Annotated in this window: 18 protein-coding genes; 10 read left to right on the plus strand and 8 right to left on the minus strand. The window is 65.1% G+C overall.

Annotation, left to right across the window (positions count from 1 at the left end):
• Positions 1-152: 152 nt before the first annotated feature.
• Complete coding sequence (locus V1288_RS30525) at positions 153-929, plus strand: arginyltransferase (RefSeq protein WP_334360552.1); 777 nt, start codon at positions 153-155, stop codon at positions 927-929.
• 134 nt (positions 930-1,063) lie between these two features.
• Complete coding sequence (locus tag V1288_RS30530; protein WP_334360553.1) at positions 1,064-3,592, plus strand: ATP-binding protein; 2,529 nt, start codon at positions 1,064-1,066, stop codon at positions 3,590-3,592.
• A 19-nt stretch (positions 3,593-3,611) separates the two neighbouring features.
• On the opposite strand, the gene V1288_RS30535 is transcribed toward V1288_RS30530, so the two are convergent.
• Positions 3,612-5,006: an Nramp family divalent metal transporter gene (locus V1288_RS30535; RefSeq protein ID WP_442893995.1), complete on the minus strand. Its 1,395-nt coding sequence runs from the start codon at positions 5,004-5,006 to the stop codon at positions 3,612-3,614.
• Between the two features lie 173 nt (positions 5,007-5,179).
• Here V1288_RS30535 and V1288_RS30540 point away from each other — a divergent pair, with 173 nt between their 5' ends.
• Positions 5,180-6,427 carry an MFS transporter gene (locus V1288_RS30540; RefSeq protein WP_334361447.1) on the plus strand — a complete coding sequence of 416 codons (1,248 nt, stop codon included), beginning with the start codon at positions 5,180-5,182 and terminating at the stop codon, positions 6,425-6,427.
• 70 nt (positions 6,428-6,497) lie between these two features.
• Here the strand turns inward: V1288_RS30540 and V1288_RS30545 are convergent, their stop codons facing one another.
• The 5 genes from V1288_RS30545 to V1288_RS30565 are packed head-to-tail and all read right to left on the minus strand — an operon-like array spanning position 6,498 to position 9,786.
• Positions 6,498-7,757: an adenylate/guanylate cyclase domain-containing protein gene (locus V1288_RS30545; protein WP_334360555.1), complete on the minus strand. Its 1,260-nt coding sequence runs from the start codon at positions 7,755-7,757 to the stop codon at positions 6,498-6,500.
• Between the two features lie 47 nt (positions 7,758-7,804).
• Positions 7,805-8,212: an arsenate reductase (glutaredoxin) gene (arsC, locus tag V1288_RS30550; RefSeq protein ID WP_334360556.1), complete on the minus strand. Its 408-nt coding sequence runs from the start codon at positions 8,210-8,212 to the stop codon at positions 7,805-7,807.
• Positions 8,209-8,904 (minus strand): MIP/aquaporin family protein, encoded by a 696-nt coding sequence (locus V1288_RS30555; RefSeq protein WP_334360557.1) that lies wholly within the window; start codon positions 8,902-8,904, stop codon positions 8,209-8,211. The genes arsC and V1288_RS30555 overlap by 4 nt, the downstream gene beginning before the upstream one ends.
• The gene (locus tag V1288_RS30560; protein ID WP_334360558.1) at positions 8,904-9,431 is read right to left on the minus strand and encodes an arsenate reductase ArsC; all 528 of its coding nucleotides are present in this window, start codon (positions 9,429-9,431) and stop codon (positions 8,904-8,906) included. The genes V1288_RS30555 and V1288_RS30560 overlap by 1 nt, the downstream gene beginning before the upstream one ends.
• On the minus strand, positions 9,424-9,786 hold the full coding sequence (locus V1288_RS30565; RefSeq protein ID WP_334360559.1) for an ArsR/SmtB family transcription factor: 363 nt from the start codon (positions 9,784-9,786) through the stop codon (positions 9,424-9,426). The genes V1288_RS30560 and V1288_RS30565 overlap by 8 nt, the downstream gene beginning before the upstream one ends.
• A gap of 123 nt (positions 9,787-9,909) precedes the next feature.
• Between V1288_RS30565 and V1288_RS30570 the strand changes: the two genes are divergently transcribed.
• Genes V1288_RS30570 through V1288_RS30590 form a run of 5 tightly spaced genes read left to right on the plus strand, consistent with a single transcriptional unit; the run spans position 9,910 to position 13,377 of the window.
• A complete protein-coding gene (locus V1288_RS30570) occupies positions 9,910-10,227 on the plus strand; it encodes an ArsR/SmtB family transcription factor (protein ID WP_334360560.1) in 318 nt (105 codons plus the stop codon).
• A gap of 54 nt (positions 10,228-10,281) precedes the next feature.
• Positions 10,282-11,646 carry an NAD(P)-binding domain-containing protein gene (locus V1288_RS30575; protein ID WP_334360561.1) on the plus strand — a complete coding sequence of 455 codons (1,365 nt, stop codon included), beginning with the start codon at positions 10,282-10,284 and terminating at the stop codon, positions 11,644-11,646.
• A gap of 10 nt (positions 11,647-11,656) precedes the next feature.
• Positions 11,657-11,902, plus strand: a complete 246-nt coding sequence (locus V1288_RS30580; protein WP_334360562.1) for a hypothetical protein — start codon at positions 11,657-11,659, stop codon at positions 11,900-11,902.
• A complete protein-coding gene (locus V1288_RS30585; RefSeq protein ID WP_334360563.1) occupies positions 11,899-13,077 on the plus strand; it encodes an MFS transporter in 1,179 nt (392 codons plus the stop codon). The genes V1288_RS30580 and V1288_RS30585 overlap by 4 nt, the downstream gene beginning before the upstream one ends.
• Positions 13,078-13,377 carry a RidA family protein gene (locus V1288_RS30590; protein WP_334360564.1) on the plus strand — a complete coding sequence of 100 codons (300 nt, stop codon included), beginning with the start codon at positions 13,078-13,080 and terminating at the stop codon, positions 13,375-13,377.
• 108 nt (positions 13,378-13,485) lie between these two features.
• On the opposite strand, the gene V1288_RS30595 is transcribed toward V1288_RS30590, so the two are convergent.
• Entirely contained in the window at positions 13,486-14,364 is an 879-nt protein-coding gene (locus V1288_RS30595; RefSeq protein ID WP_334360565.1) for a DMT family transporter, read from the minus strand.
• A 291-nt stretch (positions 14,365-14,655) separates the two neighbouring features.
• Here V1288_RS30595 and V1288_RS30600 point away from each other — a divergent pair, with 291 nt between their 5' ends.
• Positions 14,656-15,387: a sulfite exporter TauE/SafE family protein gene (locus tag V1288_RS30600; RefSeq protein ID WP_334360566.1), complete on the plus strand. Its 732-nt coding sequence runs from the start codon at positions 14,656-14,658 to the stop codon at positions 15,385-15,387.
• Here V1288_RS30600 and dmeF read toward each other — a convergent pair.
• A complete protein-coding gene (dmeF, locus tag V1288_RS30605) occupies positions 15,384-16,334 on the minus strand; it encodes a CDF family Co(II)/Ni(II) efflux transporter DmeF (protein WP_334360567.1) in 951 nt (316 codons plus the stop codon). The genes V1288_RS30600 and dmeF overlap by 4 nt on opposite strands.
• A gap of 327 nt (positions 16,335-16,661) precedes the next feature.
• Here dmeF and V1288_RS30610 point away from each other — a divergent pair, with 327 nt between their 5' ends.
• Positions 16,662-17,552: a DUF1259 domain-containing protein gene (locus tag V1288_RS30610; RefSeq protein ID WP_334360568.1), complete on the plus strand. Its 891-nt coding sequence runs from the start codon at positions 16,662-16,664 to the stop codon at positions 17,550-17,552.
• Positions 17,553-17,592 lie beyond the last annotated feature (40 nt).

Consider the following 17,592-nt stretch of genomic DNA (forward strand, 5'->3'; position numbering starts at 1 on the left):
TGTAATTGACCGTCAGCCCTCGGGGCGCGATGTTAGAGCCGGTCCAGCCTGGAAATGAAATCAGGCCCGGATCCGGCTCTTTTTCGTTTTGACGCGTTTTCTTAACGGGAAAGCATTATGGATGATTTGTTTCGGAGGCCTGACGATCCGACGTGACCCAGCACTCGCGTGACACCCCGCAATTCTACCTGACGGCGCCCTCGCCCTGCCCCTATCTGCCGGGCCGGCACGAGCGCAAGGTGTTCACGCATCTGGTCGGCGACAAGGCCGGTGACCTCAACGACCTCCTGACCCATGGCGGCTTCCGCCGCAGCCAGTCGATCGCCTACCGCCCGGCCTGCGACCAGTGCCGCGCCTGCGTTTCCGTGCGCGTCATCGCCAACGAATTCCGCCCCTCGCGCAACTTCAAGAAGGTCCTGGCGCGCAATGCCGACATCGTCGGCGAACAGCGCAGCGCGGTGCCGACGTCGGAGCAGTATTCCGTATTCCGCGCCTACCTCGACAGGCGGCACCGCCATGGCGGCATGGCCGACATGACCGTGCTCGACTACGCGATGATGGTGGAGGACAGCCATGTCGAAACCCGAATCATCGAATACCGCAAGCGCGGCGTCGATTCCGGTATCACCGGGCGCGGCGAGGAACTGATCGCGGTGGCGCTGACGGACGTGCTGAGCGACGGGCTGTCGATGGTGTATTCATTCTTCGAGCCGTCGCAGGAAAGCCGCTCGCTCGGCACCTTCATGATCCTCGATCATATCACCCGCGCCCGCAGGCTCGGACTGCCTTACGTCTATCTCGGCTACTGGATCGAAGGCTCCAAGAAGATGGACTACAAGGGCCGCTTCCTGCCACAGCAGCGGCTGGCGCCCTCAGGCTGGCTGCGCGTGGACGCATCGGGCGAAGTGCCGTCCGAGCCGCAGGATTGAGCAGCTCTCGCTGCCGCGTTTCGCCCTTCCCGTCGGCGTTCTTGCCGGGCGGCTAATATCTTCAACTTGTAGTGCCGTGATAAAGCGTCGATGGGTAGTTCCCACGCGCCCGTTCGGTGGAGCAGTTACCCGTCATGAACGAGCTGGACCCTTCCGCCGCTACGATGCCTCCTCACGTATCTTACGACTGGCTGCAGCGGCGGATCGTCACCGCATCGGTCGCGTTCGCGCTTGCCTTGCTCGCCGTGCAGGCCTTCCAGGCCTGGCATGGCTATCGCACCGCGCGGACCGAAGCAGAGCGGCGCGCCACCAACCTGGTCTACATTCTGAGCGCGCACATGCAGGCGGCAGTGGCCGCGCTCGATGCCTCGCTGGCGCAGATCGCGGCGGCAAGCCAACGGCTAGGCGGTCCGTCCGGCGATGCCGACGACTGGAATGCCGTGCTGATGGGCGCGATCGCCGGCCTGCCAAACACGGGATCGCTCAGCGTCACCGACAGCGAAGGCATCATCCGGCATGCGACGGTCGCGAACATCCTGGGTCGGTCGCGGCAGGATCTCTACTTGTTCCAGACTCTGCGCCGCCAGGCGAATGCCGGAATGGTGGCGGACAGGCCCTTCAAGGGCGCGTCCGGCGAGATGTTGATTCCTCTCGGGCGTCGGCTGGAAGGCCCGGCCGGCGTGTTCCAGGGCGTCGCGGTCGCCACCTTGCGCCTGCAGCAGCTACGCGAATTCTACCACTCGATCGATGTCGGTCCCGGCGGGCTGATCCGCATCCTGCACCCTGACGGGCAGGTTCTGTTCCGCGAGCCCTCGTCACGAGACCCGATCGGCGAACCGGCGTTGGAAGACCCGGTCTACCGGGCTTGCCGGGCCGGCAAAGCCGATGGCCTGCTGGACGAGGAAACCGGCCCCAATGGACGCCCCCTCATCACCGCCTTCCATGCGCTGCCGTCGCCCGGACTGCTGCTTGCGGTTTCGCTCGATCGCAGGGCGGCATCCGCGGAATGGCGCAACAATCTCGCCGTCGATGGCGGCCTCCTCGCCGCGGAGATTTTGGCTCTCGCGATTGCGACCGCGACGATCCTGCGGTTGCTGCGAGCGCGCCACGCCGCAACGCTGCGGCTGGCAAGCCGGGAGCGGCAGTTGCTGCTGGCCGAGTCAATCGCCCACATGGGCGCCGTCACCTTCGACGTCGCGGCTAAAATGGTCCGGCCGTCGCCGCAGATCGCCGCCATTTTCGGCTGGCCGGAGCCGGTCGAGGAAATTCCGCTGCAGGCGTTCCTTGCGGCCGTGCACGAAGCGGACCGGCAGCCGCTCGGCCAGACGATCGCGCGCTGCGCCGAAGGCGGCGGGCCGTATCGCCAGGAATTTCGCATCACGCGCCCGGATGGCGGCGTGCGCATCATCTGGTCCGAGGGATTCCAGGACGATGGCACGCCAACGGCCGCGGCTGGCGTCGTCGCCATCTGCCAGGATGTAACGGATCGCAGGATGGCGGAACGCCAACTGGCCCAGGCGCTGAAGATGGAAGGCGTCGGCCAGCTCACCGGCGGCGTCGCCCACGACTTCAACAACCTCCTGACCGTGATCATCGGCAATCTGGACATGCTGGCCGAATGGCCCGGCGCCGACGCGCGTGCCCGCGAGACGGCCGAGATCGCCCTGCGCGCCGCCGATCGCGGAGCCGATCTCGTGCGCAGCCTATTGGCCTTCTCACGCAAGCAGCCGCTGCAGCCGCGCGTGGTCAATCTGAACGAGATCGTCCTGGAAACCGACCATCTGCTGCGGCGAACCCTCGGCGAGCAGGTGGAGCTGGAAACCAGCCTGGAACGCCAGATCTGGCTGACCATGGTCGATCCCGCGCAACTGCAGGCCGCCCTGGTCAACCTGGCCGTGAACGCGCGCGATTCCATGACGCAAGGCGGCAAGTTGACGATCGAGACCGGCAACGTCGTGCTGGATGAGCACTATGCGCGGCAGAACGCGGATGCCAAGCCCGGCGCCTATGTCCTGCTGGCCGTCAGCGATACCGGCTCCGGCATTCCTGCCGCCATACTGGACCGCGTGTTCGAACCGTTTTTCACCACCAAGGAAACCGGCAAAGGAACCGGGCTCGGATTAAGCATGGCCTACGGCTTCATCAAGCAGTCGAATGGTCACATCAAGATCTACAGCGAAGTCGGGCACGGCACGACCGTGAAGCTCTATTTGCCGCGGAGCGAGGCAGCGGCGCGCGTGGAGGCGCCCGCCACGGCGGTCGAACTGGATTCGACAGGCAATGAGACCGTGCTGGTGGTCGAGGACGACGCGATGGTGCGCGATTTCGTCGTCCAGCAGTTGCAGCAGCTCGGTTACCGGACGCGACTGGCCGAGAATGGCAGGGATGCCCTGGCGGCTCTCGATGGTGACGCCGAGATCGATCTGCTGCTGACCGACGTGATTCTGTCGGGTGCGCTGACGGGCAAGCAGGTCGCCGACGCAGCCCAGCGGCGGCGGCCGGACCTCAAGGTGCTGTTCATGTCCGGCTATACCGAGAACGCGATTGTGCATCACGGCCGGCTCGACCCGGGCGTCCTGCTGTTGTCGAAGCCGTTCCGCGCCACCGACCTCGCGCGGATGGTTCGCAGGGCGATTGCAGGCAACCAGCCCAGTAACGCGTGAGCTGTTGCCCAGCGCCGCCTCAGCCGAAGAACGCTTCGAACAAGAGTTTTACGTTCAGCGCGACGATCACGCCGGCGACGATCCATGCCACCGCGGCGACCGAACGGGAGATAGCGAACTTGCCCATCTTGCGCCGGTCGGAAACGAACTTCACCAGCGGGATCACCGCGAACGGCAATTGCATCGACAGCACGACCTGGCTGAACACCAGCAATTGGCTGGTGCCCCGCTCGCCATAGAGTGCGGTAACGATTACGACCGGAACGATGGCGATGCCGCGCGTGACGAGCCGCCGCGCCCAGCTCGGCAGGCGCAGGTGCAGAAAGCCTTCCATCACGATCTGGCCGGCCAACGTCGCCGTGACCGTCGAGTTGAGGCCGGAGGCAAGCAGCGCCACCGCGAACAGGGTGGAGGCGATGCCGAGCCCGAGTAGCGGCGACAGCAGCTCAAACGCCTGGCCGATCTCGGCCACTTCGGTGCGGCCGGTCGCGTGGAAAGTGGCGGCAGCGACGATCAGGATGGCGGCGTTGATGAACAGCGCCAGCATCAAGGCGATGGTCGAATCCGTCGTCGCCCATTTGATCGCCTCGCGGCGGCCCTTGTCGTTGCGTTCATAGGCGCGGGTCTGCACGATCGAGGAGTGCAGATAGAGGTTATGCGGCATCACGGTCGCACCGATGATGCCGATGGCGATGTAGAGCATTTCAGGGTTGGTGACGATCTCGGTCGACGGCATAAATCCCCGCAGCACCGCGGCCACCGGCGGCGCGGCGGCCGTGATCTGGATCGCAAAGCAGATCGCAATCACGATCAAAAGCGAGATGACGAAGGCTTCGAGGAAGCGGAAACCCTTGTTCATCAACAGCAGCAGCAGGAAGGCGTCGAGCGCGGTGATCAGCGCGCCGCCGATCAAGGGAATGCCGAACAGGAGTTTTAGCGCGATCGCAGTGCCGATCACTTCCGCCAAGTCGCAGGCGATGATGGCGGCCTCGCACGCCACCCAGAGCATGAAGTTGACCGGCCGGGAAAAGCTGGCGCGGCAGGCCTGGGCGAGGTCGCGGTCGGTGACAATGCCGAGCCGCGCCGCGAGCGCCTGCAACAGGATCGCCATCAGGTTCGACAGCAGGATCACCGACAGCAGCGTGTAGCCGAACTTGGAGCCACCCGCGAGGTCGGTGGCCCAGTTGCCGGGGTCCATGTAGCCGACCGAAACCAGGTAACCCGGGCCGAGGAAGGCCAGCAGCCGGCGCGACCAATGCCCACCAAAGGGCACCAGGATGGTCGAGTTGACCTCGGGCAGGCTGGCTTGGGCACCGGCGGCGGCATCGGCGCGCCAACCGGCCGCAGTCGTGTCGGTCATAGATACATTCTCGATCGCGGGCTTCGGGCCCAATGCGGGCGTTCGGGCGTCCATTTCAGTAAGATGGCCGATATCCACTTTTATTGCAACTCACTTGCAACTGCATCTAGCCAACTTCGCGACGGAACTTGGCCCTCGAAGGTGGACGCTTTGTCGGTAAGCGGGTGGGTTTGACCAGCCCGGAAGCCGACAATGCCGGCAAATCCATCCTGGAAGGGAATACCGCCATGTCACCCGCCGCCGACACGCCTCGCCTGCCCGCAACTTTCAACCGCCTGGCATGGTCCAACCTCGCCGCACAGTCGGCCGAGCAGATTGCGCTGGCGGCCGCCCCCATCGTCGCCGTGCTGCTGCTCGGGGTCGGCGAAGGTCAGACCGGCCTGCTGCAGACCGCACTCACCCTGCCCTTCATCCTGTTCGCGATCCCTGCCGGCCTGCTCGCCGACCGCATCTCGCGGCGCTGGGTGATGGCGGGCTCCGAGGCGCTGCGCGCCGCGGCGCTGGCCGGAATCCTGCTGCTGATCTGGCTCGGCCAGATGACGCTGCCGCTGCTTTCGCTGCTCGGCTTCATCGCGGTGTGCGGAACGGTCGCTTACAGCGTCGCCGCGCCCGCGCTGGTGCCCTCGCTGGTGACGTCGGAACAATTGCCCGCGGCGAATGCGCGCATCGAACTGGCGCGCACGATCGCGTTCGCCAGCGGCCCGGCGCTCGGCGGCGTGCTGGTCGGATGGGTCGGGGCCGCACCCGCCTTCGGATTTGCCGCGGCGTTGTCCGTGATCGCAGTCGTGCTGCTGTCGGGCATCTATGAACCGGCGCGCGCCCCTGCCCCGCGCCGCCATCCGCTGCAGGAGATCAGGGAAGGCGCCGCGTTCGTGCTGCATCACGCGCTGCTGCGGCCGGTGTTCATCACGCAGTTCATCTTCAACACCGCCTCGTTCCTGCTGCTCGCGGTGTTCGTGCCCTACGCCGTGCGCCACCTCGGCCTGTCGGCTACCGGCGTCGGCGTGACGCTTGGGATGTATGGCGTCGGCATGGTGGCGGGCGCGCTCGCGGCGACGCGGATAATGAAGCGGCTGACCTTCGGAATCGTCATCGGGCTCGGACCCGTCACCGGCTTCGTCGCCGCGCTGGTGATGGCGCTGACGACCATCGCGCCGACGCCATGGCTCGCGGCCTTAAGCTTCTTCCTGCTCGGCGCCGGTCCGATCCTGTGGGTGATCTCGACCACCACCTTGCGGCAATCGGTGACGCCGCCATCGTTGCTCGGACGTGTCTCCGCCATCAACATCATGAGCTACGGCGCCCGGCCGCTCGGCTCGGCGCTCGGCGCCGTCGTCGGCGGCCTCTATGGCGCCGAAACATGCCTCTATCTGGCGGCCGCGATCTTCGGCGCACAGGCGCTGGTGATCCTGCTGTCGCCGGCCGTCTCTCTGGCGCGACAGCCGGACATGGTGGGCGAGCCGGCGCGGTGTTAGCTGGCTGGTTCGTGCGCGAACTGAAATCGTCATTGCGAGCGCAGCGAAGCAATGACGGGGCAAAGCAGGCCTATCCTGCCAGATACCGCTCATACTTCCCCGCCACCACCTCATCCGCCGCAATGTCCGGATCGAGCGTGTAGAGGTCCTGTGCCCGGCCGATGCCGCGCAGGGCATAGCGGCCGGTGGATACCAGGTAGTTCCGCCCCGCGGCATCGAGGCCTGCGCGGAACGCCGACGACATCAGCAATTCCCGCTCGACCGAGCGGCACATCGAGGCGATGCGGCTGACCTCGTTGACGGCCGGCCCCACCACGGTGAAGTCAAGCCGGTCATCGCTGCCGATATTGCCATAGAACACCTCGCCGACATGCAGGCCGACATGGGCCGACGTCACCGTGCGGCCCTCGGCGGTGCGGCGGGCGGTGAGCGCCTTCATGTTGCGGCGGAAGCGATGTTCGGCGCGCAGCGCGGCGCGTTTTGCCACAGCCATGTTGTCATGGGTGAACATCGCCAGCACGCCGTCGCCGATCAGCTTCAGCACCTCGCCGCCGGCGTCATGGATGGCGTCGATCGAGGCCTGCGCATAATCGTTGAGGAACGGAATGATCTCGCCGGGCTCGATGCTCTCGCTGATCGTGGTCGAGCCGCGCAGGTCGGAGAACCACAGCACAGCGTTGATGCGCTCGGTGACGCCGCGCGCGATTTTTCCGCGCAACACTTGCTCGGCAGCGTCGCGCCCGAGATAGACCCGCCCAAGCGTCTTGGCGATATCGGCCTGCGCCGCGGTCTTGATCGCAAGGCCCAGCACCGGCACGAGGTCGCGCAGCGCTGCCAGCCCCTGCGCGCCAAAGCCCTCGTCGCGGCGCGTCACCCAATATGAGTAGACGCAATCCATCTGCCCCATGGTGCCGGCGTCACCGAAGCGGTGCGTATAGGCGACCAGATGCTTGTGACCCTTCTCGGCGAGTTCGTTCACGAACTTGAACCTGTGAGTCCCGCCATCGCCGAGGTCGATCGGCAACTCCTCGTAGCCGTTTTCGAGCATGTGATAGAAGATCGAACTGCGCCAGGCCTCCGCGGCTTCGCCCTCGTTGGTCGAGCCATATTCGAAGACGTCGCTTTCGTTGGTCTCGGCGTCGTTCCAGCGAAAGCCGCGGCCCTCGAAAATCGGATGCAGCGTGTCAATGAAGACCATCCCGCGCGATACGGGGAGGCCTTCGGCGCAACAGCGTTCGCAGAAACCGCGGATCAGGTCATTTTCGGGGAGGCCTGTGAGGCCCTGGCTGACCAGCCAGTTCATCAGGCGCAGACGAGGCGTGAGTTCCATGCGGCCATTATGCCGCGCAATCGTGACAGGCGAAAGCCTCGCGCCCCTCAACCCTTCGCGCGCGTCACCGCCTCGCCGTCTTCCTTGACGAAGGCTTGGACGGGGTTGTCGAGCAGATCGAGCACCAGCTCCGACGGCCGGCATAGCCGTACGCCCTTGGGCGTCACCACGATCGGCCGGTTGATCAGGATCGGGTGCGCCATCATGAAATCGATCAGCTCGTCGTCGCTCCATTTGGGATCGGCGAGGCCAAGCTCGGCGTAAGGCGTGCCTTTTTCGCGCAGCAGCTCGCGTGGCGAGATGCCGAGCGCTCCGATCAGTTCGACCAGCCGCGTGCGGCTTGGCGGCGTCTTCAGGTACTCGATCACCTCAGGCTCCTCGCCGCTCTGCCGGATCATTGCCAGCGTGTTGCGCGAAGTCCCGCAGGCGGGGTTGTGATAGATCGTGACGCTCATGGCCGGGCCTCCCTGGTCTTTACCGCCTCGTCCGCCCCGCGCAGCAGCCAGCTCATGAAGATCAGCGCCACGACCGCGCCGCACAGCTCCGCCGCGATAAAGCCGGGAAGATCGGCGGGGCGAATACCAGAAAACGTATTGGTCATCGAGCGCGCGATGGCAACGGCCGGATTGGCAAACGAGGTGGATGCTGTGAACCAGTAGGCCGCCGTGATGTAGAGGCCGACCAGCCAGGGCACAGCGGAACGGTTGAACCGGATGCCGGCGAGGATGGTCGCGACAAGGCCGAAGGCGGCGACGCCCTCGGCGAGCCATTGCGCGCCGCCGGTTCGGATTTTCAGCGAGGCATCGATCAGCGGCAGTGCGAACATCGCATGCGCGATCATGGTTCCGGCAAGCCCGCCCGCCACCTGCGCAGCAACGTAGCCCAGCGCATCACGCGGCGTCAGTTCACCCTTCAGGGCAAAGACCAGCGATACCGCCGGATTGAAATGTGCGCCCGAGATGGGCCCGAGAATGGTGATGAGAACCACGAGAATCGCGCCGGTCGGCAGCGTGTTGCCGAGCAGCGCCAGCGCGACGTCCTTGGTCAGGCTCTCGGCCATGATGCCCGAGCCGACTACGGTCGCAACCAACAGCGCAGTGCCGAGTGCTTCGGCCGCGAGCCGGCGCGGTAGATCAAATTCGGACATTAGCTCGCCTTCTCTTGGCCTGACGTCGAGCCAGCGATGCGGCCGATGTCGCGCAGCCGGGTACCCAGCGACAGGGCGTCGATGCTCTCCAGCGGCAGGCTCGTAAAGGCGGCGATCCGATTTTTGAGATAGCGGAACGCCTCGACGAAAGCCGCTTCCTTCTCGATGTCCGTTCCCTCAACGGCCGCCGGGTCCTCAATACCCCAATGCGCCGTCATCGGCTGCCCCGGCCATATCGGACAGGCCTCGCCAGCCGCATTGTCGCAAACCGTAAAGACGAAATCCATCACGGGTGCGTCGCTGCCCGCGAACTCCTCCCAGCTCTTCGAGCGCAATTCGTCTGTAGGGTAATCGAGGCGGTTGAGCACCTTGATCGCAAACGGATTGACCGTCCCTTTCGGCTGACTGCCGGCGGAGAAGGCGCGAAAATTGCGGCGACCGTCCTTGCGGAGGATCGATTCCGCCAGGATCGAACGGGCGGTGTTTCCAGTGCACAGGAAGAGAACGTTGTAGATGCGCTCAGGCATTGGCCTTCCTCCTCGGCTTCGGTGGACAACAAGGCGTGAGATCTTCGATCAATGGCCCGCAGATCTCGGGGCGCCCATCGCAACAATCCCGGAGCATGAAGAGCACGACGGCCTGAAAGGCCTTGAGATCGGCGCGATAGACGACCGATCGGCTGAAGCGCTGCGCCGTCACAAGCCCGGCGCGGGACAGGATTCCCAGATGCGACGACATGGTGTTTTGCGGCACCGCGAGTGCCCTGGCGATGTCGCCGGCAGGGAGCCCCTCCGGCTCGTGCTTCGTCAATAGGCGAAACACATCGAGCCGGGTGGATTGCGCAAGGGCGGCCAGCGCTAGAATGGCTTTTTCCGATTCCATATATCTAGACTTATCGATATATTATTTCCTGTCAACTCCAAGACAAGGATGCCGGTCGCCGATATTTCTATACTTCTAGAAATACGGTTGACGGGACTGGATTCGCGTGAAAGGATGGCCGCCATGAAAATCGACGACGCCGCCGCACATCTCGAAGCGCTGGGCAATCCGACCCGGCTCAAAATCTACCGCGCGCTGATCCGCGCCGGCGGTGCCGGGCTTGCGGTCGGGCGTCTGCAGGAGAAGCTGAAGATCGCGCCCTCCACCCTCTCCCACCACATCAAGGCGCTGGTGGTGGTGGGCCTTGTGACCCAGGTGCGCGATGCGACCACGCTGATCTGCCACGCCAACTACGAAGTGATGCGGGAGCTGGTGGGATTTCTGGTCGCCGAATGCTGCACCGAAAGCGCCGAAACAAAGGATGCCAAGACGGCGGCATAAGCGTCATCGTTTACGACCTGTATTTCGATATTTCCAGTTTTATGGGAGAATGCCATGAGCGAAGCGAAGACCGTCGCAATCATCGGAGCCGGGCCGGTCGGCCTCGCCGCCGCCGCCCATGTTCTGGAGCGCGGCCTGCAGCCGATCGTACTGGAAGCAGGCGACAAGGTCGGCCACGCCGTGCGGCAATGGGGCCACGTCCAACTGTTCTCGCCCTGGGAATACAACGTCGACAAAGCGGCGGCGCGGCTGCTGGCGACGACCGGCTGGAACTCTCCCGAACCCGAGCAGTACCCGACCGGCGGCGAAATGGTCGAGCGCTATCTCGAGCCGCTCGCCAACAACACCGCGCTCAAGGCCCATATCCGCACGTCGAGCCGCGTCACCGGTATCAGCCGGGCGGGCTTTGACAAGCTCAAGACCAGGGGCCGCGAAACGGCGCCGTTCGAAATCCGGTATCAGAACGGGAAAGGTCCTGAAATCGTCAAGGCCGATGCGGTCATCGACGTATCCGGCACCTGGCATTCGCCGAATCCGGCGGGCGCGAACGGCCTCCCCGCCATCGGCGAAACGGAGGCCACCGACAGGATCGTCTATGGCATGCCCGACGTATTGGGTAAGGACCGTGGGCGCTATGCCGGCAAGACCGTCGCGGTGCTGGGCGCCGGGCATTCCGCGATCGGCACGCTGACCGATCTGGCGAGGCTTGCGGCAGAAGTACCCGAAACCCGACCGGTCTGGCTGTTGCGCGGCAGCGATCCCGCCAAGGCATTTGGCGGCGGCGCCAATGACAAGCTGGTCGCCCGCGGCGAACTTGGCGCAGCCTTTGCCGCGCTGGTAACGGCAGGCCGGGTCAGGGTGGAAAGCGAATTTCGCGTCTCGCATCTCGTCGCCGACGGCCCTCGCCTTGTCGTCGGTGCCATATCGGGCTGCAGGGCCCGTCGGGCTGTGGTCGACGAACTCATCGTCGCGACGGGCTTTCGCCCGGACCTCGACTTTGCGCGCGAGTTGCGCATCCGGCTCGATCCGGCGATCGAATGTCCGGTCGCGCTGGCGCCGCTGATCGATCCCAACGAGCATAGCTGCGGCACCGTGCGGCCGCACGGCGCACGTGAACTGGCACAGGACGAACCCGGCTTCTATTTCGCGGGCATGAAATCCTACGGCCGTGCGCCGACCTTCCTGATGCTCACGGGATACGAGCAGGTGCGCTCGATCGCCGCCGACATCGCCGGCGATCGCACGGCCGCAGAGCGGGTCGAACTTGTGCTGCCGGAGACCGGCGTTTGCAACCGGTCGCTTGCGCCAGATGCCAGCAATTGTTGCGGTGGCCCTGCATTATCGGATGTTGACGCGTGTTGCGCCGCGGACGAGAAAGCAAAGCAGGACGGCAAGAGGGGGTGCGGTTGCGCGTCCTGACCAACGGGGAGTGAGCGGAATCTCGCTGGAAGGCCGATCCATCATTGTCGCGATGTGCCTGGGGCGGCTCGGCAGCCTGCTCCCGCACGTCGTCGTGCCGTCTACTCTCGCCGCATTCCTGATTCCGGAATGGAAGTTGAGCGGCGCGCAGGCGGGCTTGCTGGCCGGCTCGGGTGCTGCCGGCTACATGCTGACAGTGCCGGTTATCCTGCTCGGGCCGCTGGCGCTCTATTGGTCGAGAAGAGAGATGCCGTGAATCGCAGCCAGCTTTCCATCATTGTCGCGCTCGGCACCACGCAGACCCTGGCCTGGGCCTCGAGCTATTACCTGCCCGCGATCCTCGCCGATCCGATCGCGCGCGATCTCGGCGTGTCCTCGAACTGGATCTTCGCCGCCTTTTCCGCTTCGCTGGTCATTTCGGCCATGCTCGGGCCGCGGATCGGCCGGCAGATCGACCTGGTCGGCGGCCGGTCCGTATTGTCACTTTCCAACCTCGTGCTGGCCGCGGGGCTGACGCTGCTCGGCCTCACCTATTCGATACCGGTGCTGCTTACGGCCTGGCTCCTGCTCGGCATCGGTATGGGTGCGGGGCTCTACGACGCCGCGTTCGGCGCACTCGGCCGCATCTACGGCGACGCGGCGCGGCGCTCGATCACCGGCATCACCCTGATCGCGGGCTTCGCCTCGACCGTCGGATGGCCGCTGACCGCGTGGGGACTCGAAACCATCGGCTGGCGCAACACCTGCTTTGCGTGGGCGGCGGCGCACGTCCTGATCGGGCTGCCGATCAACTGGCTGATGCTGCCGCCGGTTGCCGGCGCGAAGGCGGCGGTTGCCGCTGCCGTCAAGCCGCACATTCCGCTCGACCGCACCATGATCCTGCTGGCGTTTGCCTTCGCCGCGGCGTGGAGCGTCACCGGCGCGATGGCCGCGCATTTACCGCGGATTCTGGAAGCCGCCGGCGCGACATCGCTGCAGGCAGTCGCCGCTGGCGCACTGATCGGTCCCTCGCAGGTAGCGGCGCGCATCTTCGAGGCAAGCTTTCTGTCGCGGTATCACCCGCTGGTGTCGGGCCGGCTGGCCTGCCTGACGCATCCGATCGGTGCCGCCATTATCGGATTGGCAGGCGGCGGCGCGGCGAGCGTGTTCGCCGTCTTTCACGGCACCGGCAACGGCATTTTGACCATCGCGCGCGGCACCATGCCGCTCGCAATCTTCGGTCCGCAGAATTACGCCTACCGCCTCGGGATCATCGGCGCCCCGGCGCGGATCGCGCAGGCCGGCGCCCCGCTAGCGTTCAGCCTCTTGATCGACGTCATGGGTAGCCACATCCTGATCGTGTCGTCGGCGCTCAGTCTCTCCGCGCTGCTGGCACTGTTGCTGCTGCGCGCACCGCCACCTCGAAGCGCGACGAAAGAGGAGGATGCCTGAATGATCACCCGCATCAATCCTCCCGAACTCGGAACGCCGCCCGGCTATTCGCAGATCGTCGAGGTGAAGGCGGGGCGCATCGTCTTCATCGCCGGCCAGACCGCGCTCGATCGCGACGGCAATGTGGTCGGCGGGAATGATTTCGCCGCCCAGGCGGAACAGGTGTTTCGAAACCTCACGATTGCGCTGGAGGCGAGCCAGTGCACGCCGGCCAATCTGGTAAAGCTCACGGTATTCCTCACCGAAAGGATAATCTCGGAGCCTATCGCGAAGCCCGAAACCGCTTCTTCGCCTTGGTGACGCCGCCAGCCGCGCCTGCGGTCACGCTGGTCGAGGTGTCGAAGCTCTACGGCCCGGATTTCCTGATCGAGATCGAGGCCATTGCGGCGGCGTGAGCGTCACGCGCATTCAAGGCTTCCTGACTTCCGACGTTGCGATCCAGATGCCGGCGAATACCGCAATAAGACCGAGCACGAGATTGGGCGTGATCGGCTCGCCGACCAACTGCGTCGCGAGCAGCCCCGCCGCGAGCGGATTGACAGTCATGGTGTTGGCGACACGCGTCGGCGACGCCCGTTCCAGCGCCAGCACCCACAGGATGAACGCCAGCGCGCCGCCGGCAACGCCGAGATAAATGCCGGCGGTCCATTGCGGCGTGCTGAACTGGCTCAACGCCGTGACGCTCTCCGTCAGCGACCCGACCACGATCAGCGCCGCGGCACCAGTTCCCATGCCGACCGTCAGGAAGCCAAGCGCGCTCGATCGCTGGATGAAGGGGCGAGACCAGACATTGTAGAACGCCATGCACAAAACAGCCGCGGTCATGATCAGTTCGCCACGCCAAGCTCCCGGCGGCGCGGCCGACAATCCCGTCGCGAGCGCGGCGGCGACACCGAATACCGCGACGCAGACCCCGATCGATTTCCGTTTCGTCAGCGGCTCGATGCCGAGCAGCGCGCCGACCACCATGGTGTGCAGCGGCAGCGTCGCCAGCGCGAGCGAGGCGCGCGCCGCGGTCGTGTAGGACATCGCGATGTTGTAGAGGACGAAGAACACGCCGAAGAAGCAAAAGCCCAGCGCGGCGACGGCCGGCCAGTCCCGGCGTTGCGGCCATCGCGCTTTCAGCAATAGCGTCACTGGCAGCACGCAGCAAAAGCCAATTCCCCAGCGCAGGATCGCAAGCGTAATCGGATCGGTGTTGCCGGCGAGATAGCGCGTGATCGCCGCCGCGGTGCCGCCGAGGCAACTCGAGACCAGCGCGATCGTGACCCCAACCCATTCGCCCACGCCGTCTCTCCGCATTCTAACGCGCCATCGGCCGCAGCGCTTGGCTGAACATATGATCGCAACAGATCGGTGCGCGAGCAAAAAGCGTTTGTCGCGTGAATCTTTCTGCCGGATGGCGACAGGTGTCAGCATGGCAGCAACTGTCAGCAGCGCGGTCATCGCCAGCAGGCCAGACGGTGCATCTTGCGCGCGAGGTCATGCCGGGCATAACCTGACTGCGGGGATATCGCAGCCTCCCCGTCAAATGGTGATCCCATTCAAGCGCTGCTCGCTTTTTTGTGGAGCGGGCACATGGATGGCACGACACTCGAACTGACGCTGTTTCTTCTCGCGACCTTTGCCGGCGCGGTTGTCGCCGGCCTCACCGGCTTCGCCTTCGGCCTCGTCGTCTCGGCGATCTGGCTCTACTTCCTTACTCCCCTGCAAACCGCGACGCTGATCATCGCATTCGGGCTGCTCGTGCAGGGCTATTCGGTCTGGAAGCTGCGTGGCGCGCTAGACTGGAAGAAACTCTGGCCGTTCGTGGCCGGCGCCGCGCTCGGCGTTCCCGTCGGCGTCGGCATCCTGACCTGGGCGAACCCCGCCCATGTGCGCATGGGCGTCGGCGCCTTCCTGGTGCTCTACAGCCTCTATGCGCTGCTGCGTCCCGCGATCCCGAAGGTCGAAGCCGGCGGCGCTGTAGCGGACGCCGGCATCGGATTCCTCAACGGCGTGCTTGGTGGCATCACCGGCCTCGCAGGAATCCTCGTCACCATCTGGTGCGGGCTGCGCGGCTGGCCCAAAGATCTACAGCGCACGGTGTTTCAGCCGGTGGCCGTTGCGATCTTCCTGATGAGCGCGCTGTGGATCGGCGCCAAGGGCGCGATCACGCCGGACACGATCAAGCTGTTCCTGATCGGATTGCCGGCGTTGCTCGCCGGCACCTGGCTTGGGCTGAAACTGTACGGCCGGCTCGACGAGGCTTCGTTCCGGAAGGTCGTGCTGCTACTGCTTCTGCTCTCAGGCGTCGCCCTGACGATTTAAGCGTGCGCGTGCGGACAGGTCTCGACCTCGATCGTGACGTGGCTAAGACCGCGCAGGCCGTCGAGCCGGCGCTTGTAGGTTGCCGGCGGCAGCGGGTGGTCGGAGACCACGGAAATCACCGCGGCACGATGGCCCGGACCGACCTGCCAGAGGTGCAGATCCGTGACGCGATCGCCCTTGGTCTCGAGCCGGTCGCGGATGACCATTTCGAGATTCTTGTCCGCATTGACGTCGAGCAGCACGGCACCGGACGCGCGCAGCAACCCGTAGGCCCAGCTCGCGATCACGAGGCTGCCGATGATTCCCACCGCCGGATCGGCCCACACCCATTGCGCATACATCGCCACCAGCAACGCCGCGATGGCGAGGATCGAGGTTGCGGCATCGGCCATCACGTGGACATAGGCGGCGCGCAAATTGTTGTCGTGATGATGATGGCTAGGGGAGTGAGCATGATCATGATCGTGGCCATGACCATGATGATGGTCGTGATCATCGCGCAGCAGCCAGGCGCTGACGATATTGACGACGAGACCGAGGGCTGCGACCGCAATCGCCTCGCCATAGGCGATCGGCACCGGACGAAGCAGCCGGACCGCGCTTTCATAGGCGATCTGAACCGCGATCATGCTCAGGATGATCGCGCTGGAAAAAGCGGCGAGATCGCCGAACTTGCCGGTGCCGAACGTGAAATGCGAGTTGCCTGCCTGCCGGCGCGCGAACAGATAGGCCAGCGCCGCAATCCCGAGCGCGGCGGCGTGGGTCGCCATGTGCCAGCCATCGGCCAACAGCGCCATCGATCCGGAAAGCCATCCGACGACGATCTCGCCGACCATCATGGTCGCGGTCAGCGCGACCACGAGCCGGGTCCGGCGCTCGTGACGGTCATGGCGGGAACCCAGAAACACGTGATCGTGGGTCCACTGGTCAATTGAATGTGAGTGCATGGTCATCCTCGGAGATATCGCCCGAATCCTGCGCCCAAATATCGGATTCGCGCCCGCAACTTCCAGGCGGCCGCGGCGTTAACGGCCCGGTTATTTGACAGCCTATCACGGTTTGGCTGTGATGCTGCCATGGGGGCTTGCGATCCCCCCACGAGGCGACATGCCCAAGTATCGCGTCCCGGTTCAACGAGGGGGCGCACGCGCATGTCCTTTTCCAGCTCATCCGACATTCAGTCAAAATTCGGCCGCGCAGTAGCGCGCATCGCCGGAAATATCGCTATGGCGGCCGAACATTCTTGGGGCGCACACGCAATCCGGAGAGACGCCATGAAACACCCCATTACGCTACTCGCGCTCGGCACCGTGCTGCTGTCTCAGGCCGCCCGCGCCGATGCCCTCGATTGGAAGAAAGTAGACGCCGCCCTCGGCAAGACCGCCACGGTGAGCGGCGAAGTGCACCGTTACGGGCTGCCGCGATCCGACCTGCGTGTCACGCTCGACGGTGTCGCGATCAAGCCGGCATTGGCGCTCGGAGGCTGGGTTGCCTTTGCGCCCATGCAGGGAGAGGCCATGTTGATGGGCGACCTGGTGCTGCTCGATACCGAGATCTCGCCCGTCATGACCAAATTGCTGGACAGCGGGCTGGAGATCACCGCCATCCACAATCACGTGCTCCGTGCCTCTCCGGCGACCTTCTACATGCATGTGGCCGGGCACGGCGATCCCGAGAAGATGGCAAGCGCCATCCGTGCCGCGCTTTCGTCGGCGAGCAAGACGCCGTTCGATCCGCCGGCCACCACCGCCACAGCCGCGCCGCCGGCGATCGATCTCGATACCGCAGGGATCGACGAGGCGATGGGCGCCAGGGGTACCGTGAATGGCGGCGTCTACCAGTACGGCATTCCACGGCGGGACCCGGCCAGGGAAGACGGAATGCAGGTGAACGCCGCGCTTGGCGGTGCGAATGCCATCAACTTTCAACCGACTGGCGGCGGCAAGGCCGCCATAACAGGCGATTTCCTGGTGACGGGGAGCGAGGTCAATCCGTTGATCCGGGCGCTGCGTGCCGGCGATATCGAAGTCACGGCGATCCACAGTCACATGCTCGCAGAAGAGCCGCGGATGTTTTTCGTCCACTTCTGGGCCAACGACGATGCCCTGAAACTGGCGCGCAGCGTTCGCACCGCGCTCGACAAGACGGCCGTCGCACAGCATTGACCGGTCGGCCGGTCAGACCCTTTTTCTCAGGCGGCTTGGT

The organism is Bradyrhizobium sp. AZCC 2176 (assembly GCF_036924645.1).
Classification (GTDB): Bacteria; Pseudomonadota; Alphaproteobacteria; order Rhizobiales; family Xanthobacteraceae; genus Bradyrhizobium.